Source organism: Duganella zoogloeoides (assembly GCF_034479515.1).
Lineage (GTDB): Bacteria > Pseudomonadota > Gammaproteobacteria > Burkholderiales > Burkholderiaceae_D > Rugamonas > Rugamonas zoogloeoides.
Window position 1 is genome coordinate 294,292 of the sequence record NZ_CP140152.1, and the last position, 21,889, is coordinate 316,180.

At 64.8% G+C, this 21,889-nt stretch carries 20 protein-coding genes; 11 read left to right on the forward strand and 9 right to left on the reverse strand.

What is annotated here, in order from left to right:
- Positions 1-83: 83 nt before the first annotated feature.
- Both SR858_RS01355 and SR858_RS01360 read right to left on the reverse strand, forming a co-directional pair.
- The gene (locus tag SR858_RS01355) at positions 84-587 is read right to left on the reverse strand and encodes a flavin reductase family protein (RefSeq protein ID WP_019923811.1); all 504 of its coding nucleotides are present in this window, start codon (positions 585-587) and stop codon (positions 84-86) included.
- Positions 588-690: 103 nt separating this feature from the next.
- Positions 691-1,617: an AEC family transporter gene (locus SR858_RS01360; RefSeq protein WP_019923812.1), complete on the reverse strand. Its 927-nt coding sequence runs from the start codon at positions 1,615-1,617 to the stop codon at positions 691-693.
- A 105-nt stretch (positions 1,618-1,722) separates the two neighbouring features.
- On the opposite strand from SR858_RS01360, the gene msrA reads away from it, so the two are divergent.
- The gene (gene msrA, locus SR858_RS01365) at positions 1,723-2,244 is read left to right on the forward strand and encodes a peptide-methionine (S)-S-oxide reductase MsrA (RefSeq protein ID WP_019923813.1); all 522 of its coding nucleotides are present in this window, start codon (positions 1,723-1,725) and stop codon (positions 2,242-2,244) included.
- A 44-nt stretch (positions 2,245-2,288) separates the two neighbouring features.
- On the opposite strand, the gene pdxH is transcribed toward msrA, so the two are convergent.
- The gene (gene pdxH, locus SR858_RS01370; protein WP_019923814.1) at positions 2,289-3,524 is read right to left on the reverse strand and encodes a pyridoxamine 5'-phosphate oxidase; all 1,236 of its coding nucleotides are present in this window, start codon (positions 3,522-3,524) and stop codon (positions 2,289-2,291) included.
- Positions 3,525-3,598: 74 nt separating this feature from the next.
- On the opposite strand from pdxH, the gene tcdA reads away from it, so the two are divergent.
- Together tcdA and SR858_RS01380 are read left to right on the forward strand one after the other, a co-directional pair.
- A complete protein-coding gene (gene tcdA / locus SR858_RS01375; RefSeq protein WP_019923815.1) occupies positions 3,599-4,471 on the forward strand; it encodes a tRNA cyclic N6-threonylcarbamoyladenosine(37) synthase TcdA in 873 nt (290 codons plus the stop codon).
- Positions 4,472-4,557: 86 nt separating this feature from the next.
- Positions 4,558-5,085 carry an FKBP-type peptidyl-prolyl cis-trans isomerase gene (locus tag SR858_RS01380; RefSeq protein ID WP_026637628.1) on the forward strand — a complete coding sequence of 176 codons (528 nt, stop codon included), beginning with the start codon at positions 4,558-4,560 and terminating at the stop codon, positions 5,083-5,085.
- Between the two features lie 112 nt (positions 5,086-5,197).
- Here the strand turns inward: SR858_RS01380 and SR858_RS01385 are convergent, their stop codons facing one another.
- The 5 genes from SR858_RS01385 to SR858_RS01405 form a co-directional block, all read right to left on the reverse strand.
- Positions 5,198-6,328 carry a cation diffusion facilitator family transporter gene (locus SR858_RS01385; protein ID WP_040378058.1) on the reverse strand — a complete coding sequence of 377 codons (1,131 nt, stop codon included), beginning with the start codon at positions 6,326-6,328 and terminating at the stop codon, positions 5,198-5,200.
- Positions 6,325-6,651 (reverse strand): ArsR/SmtB family transcription factor, encoded by a 327-nt coding sequence (locus tag SR858_RS01390; RefSeq protein WP_019923818.1) that lies wholly within the window; start codon positions 6,649-6,651, stop codon positions 6,325-6,327. The genes SR858_RS01385 and SR858_RS01390 overlap by 4 nt, the downstream gene beginning before the upstream one ends.
- Before the next feature lie 149 nt (positions 6,652-6,800).
- A complete protein-coding gene (locus SR858_RS01395) occupies positions 6,801-7,337 on the reverse strand; it encodes a hypothetical protein (RefSeq protein WP_019923819.1) in 537 nt (178 codons plus the stop codon).
- Positions 7,338-7,343: 6 nt separating this feature from the next.
- Positions 7,344-8,084 (reverse strand): P-loop NTPase family protein, encoded by a 741-nt coding sequence (locus SR858_RS01400; protein WP_019923820.1) that lies wholly within the window; start codon positions 8,082-8,084, stop codon positions 7,344-7,346.
- A 94-nt stretch (positions 8,085-8,178) separates the two neighbouring features.
- Entirely contained in the window at positions 8,179-8,664 is a 486-nt protein-coding gene (locus SR858_RS01405; protein WP_019923821.1) for a CinA family protein, read from the reverse strand.
- 224 nt (positions 8,665-8,888) lie between these two features.
- On the opposite strand from SR858_RS01405, the gene SR858_RS01410 reads away from it, so the two are divergent.
- A complete protein-coding gene (locus SR858_RS01410) occupies positions 8,889-11,525 on the forward strand; it encodes an EAL domain-containing protein (RefSeq protein WP_019923822.1) in 2,637 nt (878 codons plus the stop codon).
- On the opposite strand, the gene thiL is transcribed toward SR858_RS01410, so the two are convergent.
- The gene (thiL, locus tag SR858_RS01415) at positions 11,510-12,484 is read right to left on the reverse strand and encodes a thiamine-phosphate kinase (protein WP_019923823.1); all 975 of its coding nucleotides are present in this window, start codon (positions 12,482-12,484) and stop codon (positions 11,510-11,512) included. The genes SR858_RS01410 and thiL overlap by 16 nt on opposite strands.
- A 291-nt stretch (positions 12,485-12,775) precedes the next feature.
- Here thiL and SR858_RS01420 point away from each other — a divergent pair, with 291 nt between their 5' ends.
- The 7 genes from SR858_RS01420 (at position 12,776) to SR858_RS01450 (ending at position 21,868) form a co-directional block, all read left to right on the forward strand.
- Positions 12,776-15,091, forward strand: coding sequence for an NADP-dependent malic enzyme (locus tag SR858_RS01420; protein ID WP_019923824.1), 2,316 nt, complete (start codon positions 12,776-12,778; stop codon positions 15,089-15,091).
- 167 nt (positions 15,092-15,258) lie between these two features.
- Positions 15,259-16,302: a GDP-mannose 4,6-dehydratase gene (gene gmd / locus SR858_RS01425; protein ID WP_019923825.1), complete on the forward strand. Its 1,044-nt coding sequence runs from the start codon at positions 15,259-15,261 to the stop codon at positions 16,300-16,302.
- A gap of 10 nt (positions 16,303-16,312) precedes the next feature.
- Positions 16,313-17,236, forward strand: coding sequence for a GDP-mannose 4,6-dehydratase (locus tag SR858_RS01430; RefSeq protein ID WP_019923826.1), 924 nt, complete (start codon positions 16,313-16,315; stop codon positions 17,234-17,236).
- Complete coding sequence (locus SR858_RS01435) at positions 17,233-18,405, forward strand: glycosyltransferase family 4 protein (protein WP_019923827.1); 1,173 nt, start codon at positions 17,233-17,235, stop codon at positions 18,403-18,405. Before SR858_RS01430 ends, SR858_RS01435 begins: the two co-directional genes overlap by 4 nt.
- 11 nt (positions 18,406-18,416) lie before the next feature.
- Entirely contained in the window at positions 18,417-19,538 is a 1,122-nt protein-coding gene (locus SR858_RS01440; RefSeq protein WP_019923828.1) for a glycosyltransferase family 4 protein, read from the forward strand.
- 211 nt (positions 19,539-19,749) lie between these two features.
- Complete coding sequence (locus tag SR858_RS01445; protein WP_040378091.1) at positions 19,750-20,466, forward strand: response regulator transcription factor; 717 nt, start codon at positions 19,750-19,752, stop codon at positions 20,464-20,466.
- Positions 20,459-21,868 carry a sensor histidine kinase gene (locus tag SR858_RS01450; protein ID WP_019923830.1) on the forward strand — a complete coding sequence of 470 codons (1,410 nt, stop codon included), beginning with the start codon at positions 20,459-20,461 and terminating at the stop codon, positions 21,866-21,868. The genes SR858_RS01445 and SR858_RS01450 overlap by 8 nt, the downstream gene beginning before the upstream one ends.
- Positions 21,869-21,889 lie beyond the last annotated feature (21 nt).

Genomic DNA, 21,889 nt, shown 5'->3' on the forward strand with positions numbered 1-21,889 from the left:
GGTGAATGCTGCTGCATTCTAAGCCGCCGCCCGTGGCACGGCTTTTCTAATGGCGACACCAATTTCAGTTTTTCGAACCTGTATCAGCCGAGGCTGCCGAACTGGCCGCCGTGGAAGATCAATGGCGGACTCGGCGAGAATTCGCACAGCTCCACTTCGCCGACGAAGATCACGTGGTCGCCCTCGGGATAGCGGCTGCGGTTGTGGCACTCGAACCAGGCCGACGCGCCTTTTAAAATCGGGTGGCCGGTGCGCGACAGCTCGTACTCGGCCGTGGCCCATGGATCGGCGCCGCGGGTGGCAAACAGCTTGGCCAGGTGGGCCTGGCTGGCGCTGAGCACGTTGATCACGTAGTGCGAGTTGCCGGTAAAGATGGGCATGCTGTTGGCGTTGTTGGACAAACTCCACAGCACCAGCGGCGGATCGAGCGAGACCGAGTTGAAGGAACTGGCGGTCAGGCCGCGAAACGTGCCGTCGGCCAGGCGCGTGGTGATCACGGTGACGCCGGTGGCGAACTGGCCCAGGGCCTGGCGGAAGTGGGCGGTGTCGAAGGGTCGTTCTGCGGCGCGGGGGGAAATGGTATGCATGGTCAGCCTGAGTCTTTTAGCCATTATGCCAAAGATTGGCTGGCAACTGCGCAATAGCCCTACAGCATGAAAATGAAAAGCCTCCAGCTCAACCGCTGAGCGCCTACAGGAAGTGCGCCAGCCCCAGCACCATCAGGGGCAGTGCGGCGCCGGCCAGCAGGGTCTGGCTGGCGATAATGCCCGCCATGAGCGGGGCGTCGCCGCCCAGCTGGCGCGCCATGATGTAAGACGACGATGCGGTCGGCAGCGCCTGAAACATCAGCGTGGCCAAGGCGGCGGTCCCCTGCAGGCCGAAGGCTCGGCAGGCGATCAGCGCTGCCACCGGCATGAGCGCGAACTTGGCGAAGGAGGCCAGCGTAATCGGGTGCACCCATTGCCGCGCCTGCGAAAAGTCGAGGGCTGCCCCCACGCACAGCAAGCCCAGCGGCAGCGACGCCTGGCCCAGCGCCTTGAACATCGGCTCGATGCCTGCCGGCAGTCCCCAGCCTGTCCATTGCAGCACGATGCCGATGGCGCACGCCACGATCAACGGATTGAACGCCAGCCCCCGCAGCAGTGCCGGCGCGGAAAACCTGCTGCCCCGGCCGTAATGCGCAAACACGAGCACGCACAACACGTTGACGGTGGGAACGATGGCGGCATTGGCCACGGCTGCCAGTGCCACTCCCGTCACGCCGAACAGGCCGGTGGCCATCGATACCCCCACGTAGTTGTTGAACCGCACGCCACCCTGGAAGATCGACGTGAACGCGGCATCGTCCACCGCCATGGCCCGCCGTGACAGCACCAGCAAGGCGGCCACTGCCACGGTCGAAACGACCAGTGCCGATGCCATTTCTAGCACCGGCAAGCCGTCCAGTTTGGCCGTGGCCAGGCTGTGCAGGAACAGCGATGGCAGCAACACGTAATAGCCGATGCGCTCGGCCTGCGGCCAGAACGCCGGTTCGACGAACACGCGCCGCCGCAAGGCCGCGCCCAGCGCGATGAGCAGGGCGATCGGTACCAGCGATGACATCAGGGTCCAGATCATGCGGGAGTTTCCTTCAACAGTGTGCCGGCGATTCTAGTGCATCGCGCGGCGCGTTTCTGCGTTCTTGGGCATTATTGCTGAATTCAAATACGGCAGGAGGCTTTCATGGAAACAGCCATACTGGGTGGCGGGTGCTTCTGGTGCACGGAGGCGGTTTTTCTGGACGTCAAAGGTGTCGAGAAAGTCGTGTCCGGCTATGCCGGCGGGGCGGCGCCCGATCCGACTTACGAGCAGGTGTGCGCCGGTGCGACCGGCCATGCCGAAGTGGTCAGGATCGACTTCGATCCGGCCGTGATCGATTACCACGACCTGCTCGAAATCTTTTTCACCATGCACGATCCCACCACGCTCAACCGCCAGGGCAATGACGTCGGCACGCAGTACCGTTCGGTCGTGTACTACCTGTCCCCGCAGCAGGAGGCGGTGGCGCGCAAGGTGGTGGCCGAGATGGCCAATGTGTGGGATGCGCCGATCGTCACCGAGCTGGCGCCGGCGCCGGTGTTTTACCCGGCCGAGGCCTACCACCAGGATTATTTCAGCCACCACCCGCTGCAAAGCTACTGCGCTTTCGTGGTGGCGCCCAAGGTGGCCAAGTTGCGCGCGATTTACGCGCACCGGGTGAAGTAAGCAAGCCCGGCCAGGCTGGCGGGGCGCTCCTGCACGAACAGGCGCTACGGCTGCAGGCGTTCCTTGGCCCAGCTGCCGTCAGCCTGTTTCACATAGACGATGCGGTCGTGGAAGCGCGAGCGGCGGCCTTGCCAGAATTCGATGCGCACCGGGTCGAGGCGGTAGCCGCCCCAGTGCTCGGGGCGCACCGCGTGCTCGCCGCTGGCCGCTGCCACCGCGTCGTAGTTGACTTCCATCTGTTCGCGGTTGGCAATCGGCGCGCTTTGTTGCGAGGCGATCGCACTGATCTGGCTTTTCAGCGGGCGGCTGTAGAAATACTTGTCGCTTTCCTCGGCCGAGGTTTTCACCACCGTGCCTTCGATGCGCACCTGGCGCTCCAGTTCGCTCCAGAAGAACAGCAGCGCCGCGTGCGGGTTGGCGCCCAGTTGCTGGCCCTTCTGGCTGTCGTAGTTGGTGTACCAGGTAAAGCCGCGCGCATCGAACTGCTTGATCAGCACGATGCGCGAGCTGGGCCGTCCCTCGGTGTCGACGGTGGCCACGCTCATCGCGTTCGGCTCGTTCACTTTCGCGTGCATGGCTTCGTCGAACCATTTGCCGAATTGGGCGATCGGGTCATCGAGCACGTCGTTTTCCGTCAGGCTGGCGCGGCCGTAATCGAGGCGCAGGTCGGCCAGCACCACGCCGTCGGCCACCGTGTTGTGGACCGGTACTTGTTGCTGCTCGGGCACCTGGCTGGCGGGCAGGGCAGGGGGGATGCCGCGCCGCACCTGCATGGCGCTGCCCAGTTGCGCCATCTGCTCCGGGCTGAACAGGCGCTTGGCCATCGGTGCGATATTGGCTTCTTCCTTGGCCATGTGGGCGGTGTAGGCGTCGCAGAAGCGGCTCACGTTCTCCACCGACAGCGCGGTGCCGGTGCTGGCCGCGATCGCTTCGAGTTCCGCTTGCAGCAGTACCCAGTCCTGGTCCATGGCCGCGTGGTCGGCCAGGATGCCGGGCACCAGTTGTTCGAGCAGCACCAGGTCGGCGTCGCGCGCGGTCGCTTGCAGCATCGGCATCAGGTTCTGTTCTTCGTCGTCGTGGTGCAGGTGGGCGGCGTTGTTGAAATACTTGAGGACGGCCTGGGCCGCCTTTTGCGCTTCGAGGTCGGCGCCGTGTGCGGCCAGGTGGGCCGGCAGCTTGGCGAGCGTGGCCAGTTGCTTGCGGATACGGTCGTGGCAATGCTTGAGCACGGCGATCGGCTGGTTGAAATCGGGGGCGGTGTCGAACAGTGTGTTGCTCATGGAATCAAGACTCTGGCTGGGTGGGAAAATCATTCTAGAATAATTTTTCTTGCAGTGTCCGCTAAAATGGCGGGATGGATACCAATTCAACCTTTAATCTGGACGAAGTCGACTTCGAGCGACGATTCGGCGGCATAGCGCGCCTGTATGGCGCCCCCGCCCTCGAGCGCTTTCGCGGCGCCCACGTGTGCGTGGTCGGCGTGGGCGGTGTCGGCTCGTGGATCGTCGAGGCGCTGGCGCGCAGCGCCATCGGCCAGTTGACCCTGATCGACCTCGACAACGTGGCCGAATCGAACATCAACCGCCAGATCCAGGCCTTGACCGGTACCGTCGGCCAGGCCAAGATCCACGCGCTGGCCGAGCGCATCGCCCAGATCAACCCGTTTTGCGTGGTGCACCAGGTCGAGGATTTCGTCACCCCCGATAATCTCGACACCATGCTGGGCACCGACAAGTTCGACTACGTGGTGGACGCCATCGACAGCGTCAAGGCCAAGGCGGCCATGATCGCCCATTGCCGCCGCCACGCGATTCCGCTGGTGATTATCGGCAGCGCCGGCGGCCAGACCGATCCCACCCAGATCGCTGTGCGCGACCTGGCCCGCACCGAGCAGGAGCCGCTGCTCAAGAAGGTGCGGCGCCTGCTGCGCAGCGAGTACGGCTTTCCGCGCGGCGAGAAAACCAAGTTTCATGTCGATGCGGTGTTTTCGATGGAGCCGCTTAAATACCCGGAACCGGCCGACGCGTGCGCAGTGGATGCCGGCGGCGGCATCACCGGCCTCAATTGCGCCGGTTTCGGCTCGGCCATGGTGGTTACCGCCACCTTCGGCATGGTGGCGGCCGGCCACGTGTTGCGCCAGTTGGCGGCGCCTGCCGCGCCAGCGGCCGTTGAGCCGGTTGCTGCGCCGGCTGCGGAGGTGGCGGCAGACGGTACCCTCGGGAATTAAGCCGATACGCGGGAGAGGTTTGCTATCATGGCGGGCGCCGGTACGTGCGCGTGCCGTCCCCAGTCACCCAGAGAGAGAATCAATCTATGAAGCGTAGTTCCGTTTTTGCAGCAACGCTGCTGGCGCTGGCGGCCTTCTCGGCCCAGGCGCAAACTCCTGCCGAACCAGCTGCTGCTGCTGCACCTGCTGCACCTGCAGCCCCGGCTGCTGCCGCTACGCCAGCCGCGCCAGTGGTGGTCGGTTCCGCCACGCCGGGCCCGGCCGCCGAATCGCTGATCGTCAACGACACCAAGGTGGGTACCGGGCGCGAAGCGACCAGCGGTGCGACCGTGTACATGCATTACACGGGCTGGCTGTATCGCCCGCTGGCAAAGAATATGCGTGGCCGCCAGTTCGACTCGTCGATTCCACGCGGTGAGCCGCTGGACTTCGTGCTCGGCACCGGCCGCGTGATCAAGGGTTGGGATCAGGGCATCGTTGGCATGAAAGTGGGCGGCAAGCGCACCCTGATCATTCCATCGGAACTGGCCTATGGCTCGCGCGCCGCACCGGGGGGCGGCATCCCACCGAACTCGGCGCTGATCTTCGACGTCGAACTCATCGACGTCAAGTAAGCCGGAATAATCCCGAGCGCCTGACAACCGTCCAGAGCAAGGCGCAGCGACGAAGACAGTACGCAAGTACGCGAATATTGCCAGACGCTGCAACGCCGCTATGGCGGGCTTGTCAGGCGCTCTCTGCGGTCGGCACTTGCAGGCAGCATTCTTGCGGCATGGCGCCAAGCCGCACTTGCAGGGTGCTGTGATGAATCGCGTACTTGTCCTTGAGCGTCTGGCTGATGGCATCCACCGTCACGTCGCCCGGATAGCCGGCCGGCGTCACCAGCTGTGCGGTCAGCGCGTTCTCGGTGGTGCTCATGGCCCAGATGTGCAGGTCGTGCACGGCACTCACGCCGGCCTGGTCGCGCAGGAATTGCTCGATGCCGGCGCGGTCCACGTTATCGGGCACCGCCGCCAGCACCATGCGCAGCGACTGCGTGAGCAAGCCCCAGGTACTCCAGACGATGATGGCCACGATCACCATGCTGATCACCGGGTCGATCCAGTTCCAGCCGCTGTAGCGCACCGCCAACCCTGCCAGCAATACCCCCAGTGAAATCGCCGCGTCGGCCGCCAGGTGCAGGTAGGCGCCACGGATATTGATGTCGTCCTTGCTGCCCGACATGAACAACCACGCCGAGAAACCGTTGATCAGGATGCCGATGCCGGCCACGATGGAGACCGTCAGGCCGGCTACCGGGTCGGGCGTCAGCAGTTTTTGCACCGCCTCGAAAGCGATCACGCCGCAAGCGGCCATCAGCAGCATGCCGTTGAACAGCGCCGCCAGCATCGACGTACCGCGCAGGCCGTAGGTATAGCGCGCGCTGGGCTGGCGCCTGGCCAGAATCACCGCGCCCCACGCCAGCATCAGCCCCATCACGTCCGACAGGTTATGGCCGGCATCGGCCATCAGTGCGGTGGAGTTGGCCAGGTAACCATAGAAAAACTCCACCACCACGAAGCCAAGGTTGAGCACGATGGCAATCGCAAACGCGCGGCCCATGGTGTTGGGGTCGCCGTGATGGTGGTGGCCGCCGCCGTGGGTGTGGCTGTGATCGTGTCCATGGCTGTGGCCTGCGGTGGGTTTCCCGTGATCGTGATCGTGTCCACCACTGTGGCCTGTGGCTGGTTTGCCCTGGTCTGCCCGATCATGACTGTGATCGTGACCTTGCGCGTGACTGTGATCATGCTCGCGGCCGTTGTGGCTATCGTGACTAGCGTGGCCGGTGTGGCTGCCGTGGTCATGGTGCTTGCTCATGCGTCGCTCCCGTTGGAAGGTTCGGCGATATGCTCGAGCATATCGTTGAGGACGTCGCTGATATGGGCGTCGGCGGCGGAATAGAACACCTGCTTGCCCTGGCGCTCGGACTTGACGATACGCGCGGCGCGCAGCAGGCGCAAATGGTGACTGACGAGCGAGCTGCTCAGGTCAAGCGAGGTAGCGATATCGCTGACAGCGATCGGCGCCGCCACGCAGGCCAGCACGATGCGCAGGCGGGTCGGGTCGCCCAGCAAGTGGAACAGGTCGGCAAGTTGGGCGATGGCGGGATCGCAGCCGGAGTAGTCGTGTTGGCAGCTCATAAGTCGTCATATGAATAGATGTTCATATGTTAGCACGGAAGATGGACTTCGTGGACTTCGGGGTCAGTGCCGACATTTAGACACGAGCAGAGCCGTAGCGGACGCTAAAGCAGAGTTCGTGTCCGAATGTCGGCACTGACCCCGAAGTGTTATTTCGGCAGCTGGGCCTCGATGGCGGTGCGCAGTTTCGGGTCGAGCTGGTTGATGGCGGTTTTCAGGCGTTCGGCTTCTTGCAGGGACCGGGTTTGGGCTGGTGTCAGGCCGGGCTTGGTGAAGGCGGCCTGCCCGCCCAGTACCAGCAGCGCCGACAGTACGGCCACGCCGGCGGCGGCGGCCAGCAGGCGCCATTCGTGGCGGGTGATTCCATTGGCCGCTGCCTGCGTGGGGATGGGTGCAGGCGCAGGAGCGGCGGCGGCGCGGGAGGCGGTGGAGGTACTGGTTGCCAGCTCCAGCTCGTTGGAAGCGTCGTGCTCGACGCTGCGTTCCGGCGGCAGGCCACCGGCGTCGCGGGCGCGGCGGACCAGTTCGCGGGTGGCGCTGTCGATGGCGGCGACGTGGCGCTCCACCGCGTCTTCCAGCACCGCTTCGTTCAGCGCCACCAGGGCGAACACCGGGTCGTCGATATCGATCTTGACGCCGGTTTTTTCAAATACCAGGGTGCGCAGCTTGTGCTGATCCATGGCCATGGGCGCTTACCACTCCACCTTGTCGAGTTGCTCGAACAGGTCGCGGAACACGACCTTGATGCGCTGCTTTTCCATCAGGTTGAACTTGTCGCTCTCGCGCACTTCGGCCGCCGTCAGGCGCGCCGTGTTCATTTTCTTGATGTCGGCGCCAAAGGTGTCGACATTGCGCGCCGAGAGCACCACGCGGCCACGCACGCGCGACGAATTGTCGGCGTAGGTTTGCGATTCGGTGAACTGCTTGCCGGCCGCCGATTGCAGCAGGCCGAAATGTTCGTTTTCCCACAGCACCAGCGGTACGCGGGTAGCCTTGGCGGTGGAAACGAAGCCCATCGCGGTGTCGTGCAAGGTATCGCCGCCGCCGACGATGGTGTGGATATACACCTTGCGGCCCGATTCCTCGAGCAGCGCAAAGCAGTCGTTTTCGATCAGGTAGCCCATCAGCGGCGAGAAGGTGTTGGCGCCGTTGTCGATCACGCAGTTGCCTTCCTGCTCGAGGATGTCGATCATCAGGGCGTCGAAGCGCTTGGGGTCGATGTTGCGGCTGTCGGTCATCACCGGCACATGCTTGACGGCCATCGCCTTGTAGCGGCTGAAGGTGGCATTCTCCTGGTCGGTGTCGTAGCAGCGCAGCGGCTGCGCGCCCTCGGCCACGTCCTTGCTGGCGATCCACTGCGCAAGGATGGTGGACACCAGCGTCTTGCCGATGCCACCTTTGCCCTGGAGAATAAAATGTACCGTGTTTTGCATCTGAATCACTCCTGAATCGTCGGGAAAATCGCCGCCCCGACGAGAGTAATTGTTTTATGGCTGGAAGGCAATATTTCCTTGCCTTCGCACGGGTTTAGTTGATAAAGCGGAGCAAACCCTGCAACACGTGAATCACGCTCTGCTCGCGCACTGCCTTGCGGTCGCCGGCAAACACCAGGCGTTCGGTATGCACGCTGTCGCTGTTGGCCCAGCCGAAGCACACGGTGCCCACAGGCTTGCCCGGCACGGCGCCGGTGGGGCCGGCGATCCCGGTGGTGGACAGCGCAATGTGGGCGTTGCTCGCGCCCAGCGCGCCGGTGGCCATGGCGGCAGCCACTTCCTCGGAAACGCTGCCCATCTGCGCCATCAGCGCGGCGGAGACATCGAGCATCTCGGTCTTGGACGCGTTGGAATAGGTGACGAAGCCGCAGTCGAACCAGTCGCTGGAGCCGGCGATTTCAGTGATGGCCTGGGCCACGCCGCCGCCCGTACACGACTCGGCGGTGGTGAGTATCAAACCCTTTTCTTGCAATGCTTTGCCGACTTGCGCGGCCAGTGCGAGGATGGTGTCGCTGCTCATGGAACTCTCCTTTGGTGTGGCGGTCAAGGGTGGCCCCACTGTACCATGCAGTTCGCAATCGTTGCCAGCGGTGCACTACGAATTTCTCCGCGCGCCAATATTCTTTGAATTCATTAGACCCCCATGTCGAACATGCGTACACTCAGACGGACTATGCCGACCAACGCAGCCGGTCTTACAGGCCAACCAGGAGGCCAACCAGGAGGCCAACCAGGAGGCGCCTTATGATCAGCGAGACCGACATCTTCCATGCCCGCATACTGATTGTCGACGACCAGCCGGTCAACGTGGAACTACTTGAATACCTGCTCACCTCGACCGGCTATCAAGCTGTCAGTTCCACCACCGATCCGTATGCCGTGGCGGCGCTGCATGCCGAGCACCACTACGACCTGATCATCCTCGACATGCAGATGCCGGGCCTGAACGGCTTCGAAGTGATGGAGCAATTGCGTCCGCTCGAGAAAGGCGCGTGGCTGCCGGTGCTGGTGGTCACGGCGCAGCCCGACCACAAGGTGCAGGCGCTCGAAGCCGGGGCGCGCGATTTCCTCAGCAAGCCGATCGACCCGGTGGAGGTGCTCACGCGCATCCGCAACATGCTTGAAGTGCGGCTGCTGCACCGCGAGGCGCGCGACTACAACGCCCGCCTGGAACACACGGTGCGTGCACGGACCGCCGAACTGCAGCGCTTCCGCAGCGCCATGGACGCCACCGCCGACGCCATCTTCCTGCTCGACGCGGCCACCGCCGAACTGCTCGACGTGAACGACGGCGCCTGCCGCATGCTGGCCTACACGCGTGAAGACATCCTCGGCCAGACCGCCAGCCGACTGGGACTGGGTACGCTGGCGTCGCTGCGCGCGCAAGCGTTGCGGCTCGAGGACTACGCCGCCGCCGTCGGCCAGCCGCGTGCGCCCGAACTGGCCGAGGGCGAATTGATGCGCCACGACCTGATCTCGGTGCCGGTGGAAATCTACTGGCAGCTGCTCAAGCGTCCGGGCGAAGCCGCCGTGCTGCTGGGCGTGGCGCGCGACGTGAGCGAACGGCGCCAGTCGGAAGAGCTGCTGCAGCACATGGCGCACTACGACAGCCTCACCGGCCTGCCCAACCGCACGCTGTTCTTCCAGACCCTGGCCGATACGCTGGCGTCGGCGGAAAAGAAAAAATGCCGGGTGGTGGTGCTGATGATCGCGCTCGACCGCTTCAAGGGCATCAACGACATGCTCGGATCGAGCGCGGGCGACGAGCTGCTGCGCCAGTTTTCAAATCGCCTGATGCAGACGGCGCGTCTACGCGACACCGTGGGCCGCATCGGCGGCGACGAGTTCGCGCTGATCATGACCATGCCGCGCGACCAGCAGGAAGCCGTGCACATGGCCAACGAAGTGCGCGAAACCCTGCGCACGCCATTCGATCTCGATGGCCACCAGGCCGTGCTCAGCGCCAGCATCGGCATCGCCATGTACCCGGACGATGCGGGCGACCCCGAAACCCTGATCAAATACGCCGACACCGCCATGGACCGCGCCAAGCAGGCTGGCCGCGACGGCTACCGCTTTTTCACGCCCGGCATGAACGTGCAGGTGCTGGCGCGGCTCGACCTGGAACTGGCGCTGCGCCGCGCCATCGAAAACGACGAACTGCTGCTGTATTACCAGCCCAAGGTGAATTTGCACACCGGGGCGATTGCCGGCGCCGAGGCGCTGCTGCGCTGGCAGCGGCCCGGCTACGGCCTGGTGCACCCGGCCGATTTCGTCGCGGTGATGGAAGACACCGGGCTGATCGTGCAGGTCGGTGACTGGATCATCGACGCCGCCTGCCGCCAGATCGGCGCCTGGCTGCGCGGCTCGGTGGGGGCGGTGCGGGTGGCGGTCAATGTCGCCAGCCGGCAGTTCTCAGAGGGCGACCTGGAGCAGGTGGTACGCGGCGCGCTGGCGCGCCACGACGTGCCGCCCGAACTGCTGGAACTGGAACTGACGGAAACCGCGCTGATGTCCAACACCGAGCGCACCATCGACGTCCTCACGCGCTTGAAAGCCTTGGGCATCAAGGTGGCGATCGACGACTTCGGCACCGGCTACTCGTCGCTGGCGTATTTGCAGCGCTTCCCGATCGATAAGCTCAAGATCGATATCGCGTTCGTGCGCGACATCACCACCAATCCGAATGACGCGGCAATTGCCACGGCCATCATCAGCATGGCGCACAGCCTGAAGCTGCGGGTGATCGCCGAGGGCGTGGAAACGCGCGGCCAGCTCGAATACCTGCGCCGTGGCCGCTGCGACGAAATCCAGGGTTATTTTTTCAGCCGCCCGGTGGCGCCGCGCGACATGGGCGTGCTGGTGGAATCGGGCCGCTGCCTGCCGGTGGACCCGGACACGCCGCTGCAACCGGCGCAAACCCTGCTGATCGTGGACGACAACCCGGACGTGCTGTGGGCGCTGGGCCAGTTGTTCGAGCCGGATCGCTACAACGTGCTGATGGCCGGCACCGCGGAAGAAGCGTTCGAGCAGCTCGCGCTGCACGACGTGCAGGTGATCCTGTGCGACCAGCGCCTGCCCGGCATGAGCGGCACCGAGTTCCTCAGCCAGGTCAAGGACCTGTATCCACAGACGATACGGATCATCCTGTCCGGCTACCTGGGCGTGGATGCCGTGCTCGAGTCGATCAACCGTGGCGCCATCTACCGCTTCTACACCAAGCCGTGGGACGACGTGCAGCTGCGCGACAACATCCGCCTGGCGTTCCACCATTACTGGCTGATGCAGGGCAGCGGCCGCAAGGTGGGCCTGCCCGAAGAAGACGAGACGGCGGTCGATGTGAAAGACGTCGCCGCCGCAGTGGTTCAGGACTTGAAGTGATCGAAGCCCGCTAACCCCAGGTCGAGCGCCGCGCCTTGCGCATCGATCAACCGCAGGCCTGCTTCGGCATCGATGCTGCCCACGCGCGTGACCGGCGTGGCGGTGCTGCCGGCGATGGCCAGGATCGCTGCGCGGGCGCTGGTTGGCGCCGTGAAGCACAGTTCGTAATCGTCGCCGCCGGCAGCGCAGTACGCGCGCCGCAAGGCGGCATGTTGCGTGGCCAGCACCTGGCCCGGCGGCAGCGCATCGACGTCGAGCGTGGCGCCCACGCCCGAGCGTTTCAATATGTGTCCGAGGTCGCCCACCAGGCCGTCCGAGATATCGATGGCCGCGTGGGCCATGCCGGACTCCGCCAGCGCCACGCCCAGCGCCACGCGCGGGATGGGGGTATGCATGCGCACCGCTGCCAATGCATGTTCGGCATCGGTGAGCGGCGTGGCCAGTTCGCCGCGATAGGCAGCCAGCGCCAGGCGGGCGTCGCCCAGCGTGCCGGAGATCCAGAGATCGTCGCCGGGCAGGGCGGCGCTGCGGCGCAGCGCGCGGCCCGGCGCCAGCTCGCCGAACACGGTGATGCAGATGGTGAGCGGGCCGCGGGTGGTGTCGCCGCCGATCAGTTCGATGTTATGGGCGTCGGCCAGCGCGAACAGGCCTTGCGAGAAACCGGCCAGCCAGTCGCGCTCGGCACTGGGCAAGGCCAGCGCCAACGTGAAACCGACCGGGCGCGCGCCCATGGCGGCCAGGTCGGACAGGTTTACGGCCAGGCTTTTATGGCCGAGGCGCAGCGCATTTTCGCCGGCAAAGAAATGGCGGCCCTCGACCAGCATGTCGGACGAGATGGCCGTCTGCATGCCGGGCGCAGGGGTGAGCAGCGCGCAGTCGTCGCCGATGCCCAAGGTCGCGCGCGAGGCGTGATGAGGGCGCTGGAAATATTCTTGTATGAGGTCGAATTCGGAGAGCATCCGCCATTGTAAACGGCGCCCGCTGCGCCGATCACAACGCCTTGATTGCTATTTTCAATGGATCTCGGCATTTTGATAGGCAAATCCCATAATTGCCAAAAAAGGATTATATGAAAGCATCTATGCGGCTAAAGTGCCTAAAAGCGGCAAAAATTCGGCCATTTTGTCGTTTTCATCATAAGAAATGCTGATATCCATTATCACTCTGCGTGAAAATACCTACTTCTGCTCAAAGTTGGGTCTGATAAAATCGTAAACTTTCCGACCGCACAAACAGGAAGGCAGTAAAGCATGGATTCGTCAGCAGAGAAGAAAGAAGAAATTCGTCAACAACTCCGCCTCGCGGCACTCGAATACCACGAGTTCCCGACTCCCGGCAAAATCAGTGTTACGCCGACCAAGCAACTGACCAACCAGCGCGATCTGGCGCTGGCCTACTCCCCGGGCGTGGCTGCGCCTTGCGAAGAAATCGTCATCGACCCGGCCGCTGCCTATAAATACACGGCGCGTGGCAACCTGGTGGCCGTGATCACCAACGGCACCGCCGTGCTGGGCCTCGGTAACATCGGTCCGCTGGCCGCCAAGCCTGTCATGGAAGGCAAGGGCGTACTGTTCAAGAAATTCGCCGGCATCGACGTCTTCGACATCGAAATCAACGAGCTCGACCCGGACAAGCTGGTGGACATCATCGCTGCGCTGGAACCGACCTTCGGCGGCGTCAACCTGGAAGACATCAAGGCGCCCGAGTGCTTCTACATCGAGCGCCAGCTGCGCGAGCGCATGAAGATCCCGGTCTTCCACGACGACCAGCACGGCACCGCCATCATCGTGGGCGCCGCCATCCTGAACGGCATCCAGCTGGTCGGCAAAGACATCAAGAACTGCAAACTGGTCGTCTCCGGCGCCGGCGCTGCCGCACTGGCCTGCCTGGACCTGATCGTCGACCTGGGCTTCCCGCTCGAGAACATCTTCGTGACCGACCTGGCTGGCGTGGTCTATAAAGGCCGCACCGAGCTGATGGACCCGGACAAGGAACGCTTCGCCCGCGAGACCGACGCCCGTACCCTGGCCGAAGTGATCCCTGGCGCCGACATTTTCCTGGGCCTGTCCGCTGGCGGCGTGCTGAAGCAGGACATGGTGAAATCCATGGCGCCCAATCCGCTGATCCTGGCGCTGGCCAATCCGAACCCGGAAATCCTGCCCGACGACGTCAAGGCCGTGCGCGACGACGCCATCATCTGCACCGGCCGTTCGGACTATCCGAACCAGGTCAACAACGTGCTGTGCTTCCCGTACATCTTCCGTGGCGCGCTCGATTGCGGCGCCACCACCATCACGCGCGAAATGGAAATCGCGGTGGTGCACGCGATCGCCGAACTGGCCCACGCCGAGCAGTCGGACATCGTGGCCACCACCTACGGCTTTACCAACCTGTCGTTCGGCCCGGAATACCTGATCCCGATGCCGTTCGATCCGCGCCTCTTGATCAAGATCGCGCCGGCCGTGGCCAAGGCGGCCGAAGATTCGGGCGTGGCAACGCGTCCGATCCAGGATCTGCAAGCGTATGCCGACAGCCTGCAGCAGTTCGTGTACCGCAGCGGCACCTTCATGAAGCCGCTGTTCCAGGTGGCCAAGAAGACCGCCAAGGAACTCAAACGCATCGTCTACGCCGAAGGCGAAGAAGAGCGCGTGCTGCGCGCGGTGCAGGTGATCGTCGATGAAAAACTGGCCAGCCCGATCCTGGTCGGCCGTCCGGCCGTGCTGGAGGCGCGCATCGCCAAGTTCGGCCTGCGCCTGAAACACGGCGTGGACTTCGACGTCATCAACCCGGACCAGGACGACCGCTACCGCGACTACTGGCAGTCGTACTACGCGCTGACCTCGCGCGCCGGTGTGACCCAGGAGTACGCCAAGCTGGAAATGCGCCGCCGCCACACCCTGATCGGCGCCATGATGATCAAGAAGGGCGATGCCGACGGCATGATCTGCGGCACCTTCGGCACCACCGAGCTGCACCTGAAATACATCGACCAGGTGCTGGGCAAGCGTGATGGCGCCTGCGTGTACGCAGGCATGAATGTGCTGATCATGCCGGAGCGCCAGCTGGTGATGGTCGATACGCACGTCAACGAAAACCCGAACGCCAAGGAACTGGCTGCGATCACGGTGATGGCTGCCGAAGAGATGCGCCGTTTCGGCCTGTCGCCGCGTGCAGCACTGCTGTCGCACTCGAACTTCGGCTCGTCCAACAGCGAATCGGCGCAAAAAATGCGCGCCACTTTGGCGCTGGTGAAGCAGCTCGACCCGACCCTGGAAATCGACGGCGAAATGCACGGCGACACCGCGCTCGATTCGAAACTGCGCCACGCCATCATGCCCGATTCGACCCTGACCGGCGACGCCAACCTGCTGGTCGCGCCGAACATCGACGCTGCCAACATCGCCTACAACCTGGTGAAAACGGCGGCCGGCAACGGTATCGCGGTCGGTCCGATCCTGCTGGGCTGCTCGCAGGCCGTGCACATCCTGACGCCATCGGCCACCGTGCGCCGTATCGTCAACATGACCGCGCTGTGCGTGGTCGATGCGGTGGCCGGCAAGTCGTAACGCACTCCTTTGTGGGCAAAAAACCGCTTCTCCGGAAGCGGTTTTTTTTCGTCAGTATCAACCTGACTGTAACCGGATGTAACGAGTGTAAGCGTGTGAGCTACCGCGCGGGGCAGGGGCGGTCACTCGGTTACAATCAACGATCTTATTGTTGCCACGCTCACACCATGACGAACTCGAAGAAAGCCCTTATTACCGGCATCACTGGCCAGGACGGCGCCTACCTGGCGCAGCTGCTGCTCGACAAGGGCTACCAGGTCACCGGTACTTATCGCCGTACCAGCTCGGTCAACTTCTGGCGTATCGAGGAGCTGGGCATCGCGTCGCATCCGCAGCTGGAACTGGTGGAATTCGACCTCACCGACCTGTCTTCCATGACCCGCCTGATCCAGCGCGTGCAGCCGGACGAAATCTACAACCTGGCGGCGCAAAGCTTCGTGGGCGTGTCGTTCGACCAGCCGCTTACCACCGGCGAAATCACCGGCCTGGGCGCGGTCAACCTGCTCGAGGCGATCCGCATCGTCAACCCGAAAATCCGCTTCTACCAGGCGTCCACGTCGGAGATGTTCGGCAAGGTGCAGGCCGTGCCGCAAAAAGAGGATACGCCGTTTTATCCGCGCAGCCCGTATGGCGTGGCCAAGCTGTATGCGCACTGGATGACGGTCAACTACCGCGAGTCGTACGGCATCTTCGGCGCCTCGGGCATCCTGTTCAACCACGAGTCGCCGCTGCGCGGGCGCGAGTTCGTCACCCGCAAGATCACCGACACGGTAGCCAAGATCCACCTCGGCCTGCAGGACGTGCTCGAACTGGGCAATATGGACGCCAAGCGCGACTGGGGTTACGCGAAAGAGTACGTGGAAGGCATGTGGCGCATCCTGCAGGCCGACACGCCCGACACCTATGTGCTGGCCACCAACCGCACCGAGACCGTGCGCGACTTCGTCACCATGGCATTTAAAGCGGTCGATATCGACCTGGCCTGGAGCGGCGCCGCCGAGCACGAAACCGGCACGTGCCGCAAAACCGGCCGCGTGCTGGTGCGCGTCAACCCCAAATTCTACCGCCCGGCCGAAGTGGAACTCCTGATCGGCGACGCCGGCAAGGCCTTGAGCGAATTGGGCTGGCAGCCGCAGACCACGCTGGAACAGCTGTGCCAGATGATGGTCGAGGCCGACCTGCGCCGCAACCGCGCCGGCTTGTCGTTCTAGGGAGCGGCCGGTGACTCCCCACGCCACCCTGGAAGGCGCCGGCAAGCGGGCGCTGATCACCGGCAGCGCCGGGTTTACAGGCCGCTACGTGGCGCAGGAACTGCGCGCGGCCGGCTACCAGGTGCACGGCATCGTTGCCCCCGGCAGTGCGGCCGGCATGGACGAGTTCAGCGTCGATCTGAACGACCGCGCCGGGCTGGCGGCCGTGGTGCAGCAAGTGCAGCCCCACGTGGTGGTGCACCTGGCGGCCATTGCCTTTGTCGCTCATGGCGACGCCGAGCAGATCTACCGCGTCAACGTGGCCGGTACCCGCAACCTGCTCGAAGCGCTGGCCGGCCTGGCACAGCGGCCGGCGGCGGTGCTGCTGGCGTCGAGCGCCAACATTTACGGCAATACCGATGTCGGTGTGATCGGTGAAGACGTGCCGGCCGCACCGGCCAACGACTACGCGGTCAGCAAGCTGGCCATGGAATACATGGCGCGCCTGTGGGGCGACCGCCTGCCGCTGATCATCACGCGGCCGTTCAACTATACCGGCGTGGGCCAGGACGAGAACTTCCTGCTGCCCAAAATCGTCGCCCACTTCCGCCGTCGCGAGGCCCGCATCGAGCTGGGCAACCTGCACGTGTGGCGCGATTTTTCCGACGTGCGCATGGTGGCGAGCAGCTATCGCCGCCTACTGGCGGCGCCTGCCGCCGCTACCGCCGGCCGCGCTTTCAACATCTGCTCGGGCAATGCGCACTCGCTGGGCGAGGTGCTGGACCTGATGGCCGACATCGCCGGCTACCGCATCGACGTCCACGTCAATCCGGCGTTTGTGCGCGCCAACGAAGTGGTGCGCCTGGTGGGCGATAATCGCCGCCTGGCCAGCGTGATCGGCCCCGTCGATCCGGTGCCGCTGGCCGACACCCTGCGGTGGATGGTCCAGGCGTGACCGGCGCTGTAACGCCACTGCGGGTAGGCCTGTCCACCACCACGATCGAACCGGCGCTGACCGGCGGCCGGTTCGACGGCATCGGCGTCTTCACCCGCGCCTTGCTCGACCATTTGCCGGGCGCCGGCGTGGACGTGGTGCCGTTCAGCTTTGCGCCGCCCGGCGGCTTGCAGAAGCTGAGCGCGGGCCGCGCGCTGCCGCTATCGTTCCCGGTCGCCACGCTGGGCGACATGCTGCTGCCGTCCGGCGCCTATCTCGACGTGAGCCGCACCCTGACCAGTGATGGTGCCGCTCCGCTGGACCTGTTCCACGCCACCGACTACCGCATCGTGCGCATGGACTGCCCGGTGGTGGCAACCCTGCACGACGCGCTGCCGATCTCGCACCCGCAGTGGTGCAATCCCAAGTGGCGGCGTTTGAAAAACTGGCTGCAGATCCGCGCCGCGCGCAAGGCGCAGCACGTGATCGCGTCGTCGCACTATTCGGTGCGCGAACTGGTGGAATTCTTCGGCATCGACGAGCGCAAGATCAGCGTGCTCTATCACGGCGTGCGCGCCGAATGGTTCGATGCGCCGGCGCCGGAGGCGCGCGACGCCACCCTGGCGCAGTATGGTCTGCAGGCCGGCTACTACCTGTTTGTGGGCACCCTGCAGCCGCGCAAGAACGTCGAGCGCCTGCTGGACGCCTACCTATCGCTGCCGCCGGTGCTGCGCGCGGCGCGCCAGCTGGTGATCGTCGGTGCGCCGGGCTGGCGCAGCGCCGAACTGATACAGCGATTGAAGGCGGCGCGCGAACGCGGCGAAAACGTCGTCTGGCTCGGCAGCCTGACCGACAACCACCAGCTGCGCCACCTGTACGCGGGCGCCGGTGCGTTCGTATTCCCGTCGCTGCACGAGGGCTTCGGCCTGCCGCTACTCGAAGCGTTTGCCAGCGGCGTGCCGGTGGCCTGCGCGCACGCCACGTCGCTGCCCGAGGTGGCGCAGGGTGCGGCGCTGGAATTCGATCCGTTGTCGGTGGGCGAGATTGCCGCCGCCATGACCACGCTGGCGCGTGATGACAGTACGCGGGCGCGGCTGATCGCTGCCGGCCGTATCCGCGCGCTGGAGATGACGTGGGACGAGGCGGCGCGCCGCACCGCCGACGTCTATCGGCAAGTGCTGGCAGCGTGAGGAGGCCGGCCATGCGCGTCCTGCACTTCTACAAAACCTATTATCCCGACTCGTGGGGCGGGGTGGAGCAGGCCATCCGCCAGATGTGCGTGGGTACTGGCCGCCTCGGCGTGGACAACACCGTGCTCACGCTTGGCCGCCACCCGGGACCGGCACGCATGGACTTCGAAGGCCACGTGGTGCACCGCGCGCGGCAAAACTTCGAGATCGCGTCCACCGGCTTTTCGGTCGGCGCCATCGGCCAGCTGGCGCAGCTGGCGCGCCAGGCCGACGTCGTGCATTACCACTTTCCGTGGCCGTTCATGGACCTGGCGCACTTCATGGCGCGGGTGGACAAGCCCAGCGTGGTCACGTACCACTCCGACATCGTGCGCCAGAAAAATCTGCTGCGCCTGTACGCGCCGCTCAAGCGCCGCTTCCTGCGCAGCGTCGATGCGATCGTCGCGACTTCTCCCAATTACCTGGCCTCGTCGCCGGTGCTGCAACAGTTCGCCGACAAGACCCGCGTGATCACTTTTGGCCTCGACAAGGCCGGCTACCGCCAGCCGCCGGCGGCAGTGACCGACAAGTGGCGCGCGCGCTTCGGCGAACGCTTTTTCCTGTTCGTGGGCGTGCTGCGCTACTACAAGGGCTTGCACATCCTGCTCGACGCGCTGGCCCATCCTGAAAATTCTCGCTATCCGGTGGTGATCGTCGGCGCCGGACCGATCGAGCAGGAACTCAGGCAGCACGCCGCGCGCCTCGGACTTCAGCACGTGCATTTCGTCGGTGCGGTGGACGAGGACGACAAGATCGCGCTGCTGCAGGCGTGCTACGCGATGGTGTTCCCGTCGCACCTGCGCTCGGAGGCGTTCGGCATCTCGCTGCTGGAAGGCGCCATGTTCGGCAAGCCGATGATCTCGAGCGAGATCGGCACCGGCACCACCTACATCAATATCGACCACGAGACCGGGCTGGTTGTGCCGCCCGACGATGCGCCAGCCCTGGGCGCGGCCATGCGCGCACTGTGGGACGACCCGGCCCTCGCCGCCGACATGGGCCGGCGCGCCGAGGCGCGCTACCGCGAGCTGTTCACGGCCGAACGCATGGCGCTGAACTACCACGCGCTTTACAAAGAGCTGGCCACCATTTGATCTGGCGCAAATCTTTTTATAGGGCAACGCCCTATCATTGCATCCGAACTCTGCGCCCTGACGACGGTCCTCACCATTGACGCCACCAAGATGGCGCCACCTGCTGTGCGACGCAACGACGGCGTCCCGGCGGGGGTTCACCCCCCCAGCGTTTGCGGTTAATTTGGTTAACGCGGTTAAAATACGCCATCACCCCCTGATGGAGAAACGCGTGCGCTGCCTGGTCATCGAAGATGAAGCCGAAACCTCGAACTACATCTGCAAGGGCTTGCGCGAAGCGGGCTACCTGGTCACGGCCTGCGCCACCGGCCCGGACGGACTCGATTACGCCATCGCCGAGGAATGGGACATCATCATCCTCGACCGCATGCTGCCGGGCCGTATCGACGGCCTGTCCATCGTCGACAAGCTGCGCGCGCTGGGCAAGCACACGCCGGTCATCATCGTCAGCGCCCTGTCCACCATCGACGCCCGCGTGACGGGCCTGCGCGGCGGCGCCGACGATTATTTACCGAAACCGTTCGCATTTTCCGAACTGCTGGCGCGGGTGGAAGCGCTGCTGCGGCGCAGTGCGCCCGGCGCCGACAGCACCCAGCTGCAAGTGGCAGACCTCAAGCTCGACCTGCGCACCATGCGCGTCACGCGTGGCGCCAAGGTGATCACGCTGCAACCGCGCGAGTACCGGCTGCTCGAGTACCTGATGCGCAACGAGAACCAGGTGGTTACCCGCACCATGCTGCTCGAATCGGTGTGGGACTACCACTTCGACCCGCAGACCAATGTCATCGACGTCCAGATCAGCCGCTTGCGCGCCAAGGTGGACAAGGATTTCCCGGTGATGCTGATCCACACCCTGCGCGGCGTGGGCTACCGCATGGGCGCCACCGCGCCCGGCGACAGCGACGGCGGGGAGCGCGCGCTTGGCTGACTGGCTGCGCCAGCCCAATCGGTTATGGGGCGCGTCGATCGCCGCCAAGCTGGTGCTGGGCTACGGCCTGCTGGGCACCATCTCGATCGCGGTGGTGTCGGTGGTGTTTTATACCGGCACCATCGGCGTGCTCGATCAGAACCTCGATGGAAAAATCGTCGCCCAGGCGCAGCGCCTGCTGCACCGCGCTAACGCCGATGGCCATGCGCACCTGATCGAAGAAGTGCGGCGCCTGCTGGCCGATGGTATCGACAGCGACCGCGAGATCTTCCAGCTGCTCGACAGCGAGGGCAATACCCTGGCCGGCAATCTCGGTTCGTGGCCGCAGGCCGAGGGCGAAACCGAGGCCAGCACCCTCCCGCAAATGCTCAGCGCCGACGTCGTGCGCGAGGGCCACCTGAAGCCGGCGCGCCTGTACCTGCGCCCGCTCGATGGCGGCGGCATGCTGATCGTCGGCCGCGACCTGAGCGAGCAGGAAGCCGTGCGCGAGTTGATCTGGGATGCGCTGCTGGCCGGCGCTGGCGTGTCGCTGCTGCTGACGGTGGCCGGCGCCTGGCTGTTTCGCCGCACCATCGAGAACAAGCTGGGCGAGATACGCGGCACTGCCGCCCGCATCGAGGCCGGCGATTTGAGCCACCGTATCGCGATCAGCGGCGACGACGAATTCGCGCGCCTGAACCGCGACATCAACCGCATGCTCGACCGCATCGAGCTGCTGATGGAAGGCATCCGGCACGTCTCCAACGCCATCGCCCACGACCTGCGCACGCCGCTCTCGCGCATTCGCGGCCGGCTCGACGACGCGCTGCGCCGCGAGGCCAGCGTGGAGCGGCTGGCAGGCGCCTCGCACGACGCCATCGACGATATCGACGACCTGATACGCCTGTTCGAGCGCCTGCTGCAAATTGCCGAGGTGGAGTCGGGCATGCGCACCAGCATGTTCGAGCGGCTGGACCTGGGCCGCGTGGTGGCCGACATCGGCGAGATGTACGAGGCCAGCGCGGAAGACGACAACATTACCCTGAGCGTGGACGCGCCGGAGTCGCTGTACGTGGACGGCGACCGCAATCTGCTTGCCAGCGCGATTGCCAGCCTGCTGGAAAACGCCATCAAGTACGCTGGGCCGGGATCGGCGGTGCGCATCCGCGCCGGCCTGCACCACGGCATGGCGGCAATCGCGGTCAGCGACAATGGTCCCGGCATCCCGGCGCAGGAGCTGGACAAGGTGACGCAGCGCTTCTACCGGCTCGACAAGAGCCGCCACTTGCCTGGCAACGGCCTGGGACTGTCGATCGTCGCTGCCACCGCCACCGCGCACGGCGGCCGGCTGGCGCTGGAAGACAATGCGCCGGGACTGGTGGCGCGGCTGGTGCTGCCGCTGGCCGGTTCCCAGCTATCCTGATTGTAATGTGACCGCAAGCTT

Bases quoted from the DNA above. Each gene is read 5' to 3' on its own strand.
- SR858_RS01355 (WP_019923811.1), bottom strand. From the start codon at position 587: ATGCATACCATTTCCCCCCGCGCCGCAGAACGACCCTTCGACACCGCC.
- SR858_RS01360 (WP_019923812.1), bottom strand. From the start codon at position 1,617: ATGATCTGGACCCTGATGTCATCGCTGGTACCGATCGCCCTGCTCATC.
- msrA (WP_019923813.1), top strand. From the start codon at position 1,723: ATGGAAACAGCCATACTGGGTGGCGGGTGCTTCTGGTGCACGGAGGCG.
- pdxH (WP_019923814.1), bottom strand. From the start codon at position 3,524: ATGAGCAACACACTGTTCGACACCGCCCCCGATTTCAACCAGCCGATC.
- tcdA (WP_019923815.1), top strand. From the start codon at position 3,599: ATGGATACCAATTCAACCTTTAATCTGGACGAAGTCGACTTCGAGCGA.
- SR858_RS01380 (WP_026637628.1), top strand. From the start codon at position 4,558: ATGAAGCGTAGTTCCGTTTTTGCAGCAACGCTGCTGGCGCTGGCGGCC.
- SR858_RS01385 (WP_040378058.1), bottom strand. From the start codon at position 6,328: ATGAGCAAGCACCATGACCACGGCAGCCACACCGGCCACGCTAGTCAC.
- SR858_RS01390 (WP_019923818.1), bottom strand. From the start codon at position 6,651: ATGAGCTGCCAACACGACTACTCCGGCTGCGATCCCGCCATCGCCCAA.
- SR858_RS01395 (WP_019923819.1), bottom strand. From the start codon at position 7,337: ATGGCCATGGATCAGCACAAGCTGCGCACCCTGGTATTTGAAAAAACC.
- SR858_RS01400 (WP_019923820.1), bottom strand. From the start codon at position 8,084: ATGCAAAACACGGTACATTTTATTCTCCAGGGCAAAGGTGGCATCGGC.
- SR858_RS01405 (WP_019923821.1), bottom strand. From the start codon at position 8,664: ATGAGCAGCGACACCATCCTCGCACTGGCCGCGCAAGTCGGCAAAGCA.
- SR858_RS01410 (WP_019923822.1), top strand. From the start codon at position 8,889: ATGATCAGCGAGACCGACATCTTCCATGCCCGCATACTGATTGTCGAC.
- thiL (WP_019923823.1), bottom strand. From the start codon at position 12,484: ATGCTCTCCGAATTCGACCTCATACAAGAATATTTCCAGCGCCCTCAT.
- SR858_RS01420 (WP_019923824.1), top strand. From the start codon at position 12,776: ATGGATTCGTCAGCAGAGAAGAAAGAAGAAATTCGTCAACAACTCCGC.
- gmd (WP_019923825.1), top strand. From the start codon at position 15,259: ATGACGAACTCGAAGAAAGCCCTTATTACCGGCATCACTGGCCAGGAC.
- SR858_RS01440 (WP_019923828.1), top strand. From the start codon at position 18,417: ATGCGCGTCCTGCACTTCTACAAAACCTATTATCCCGACTCGTGGGGC.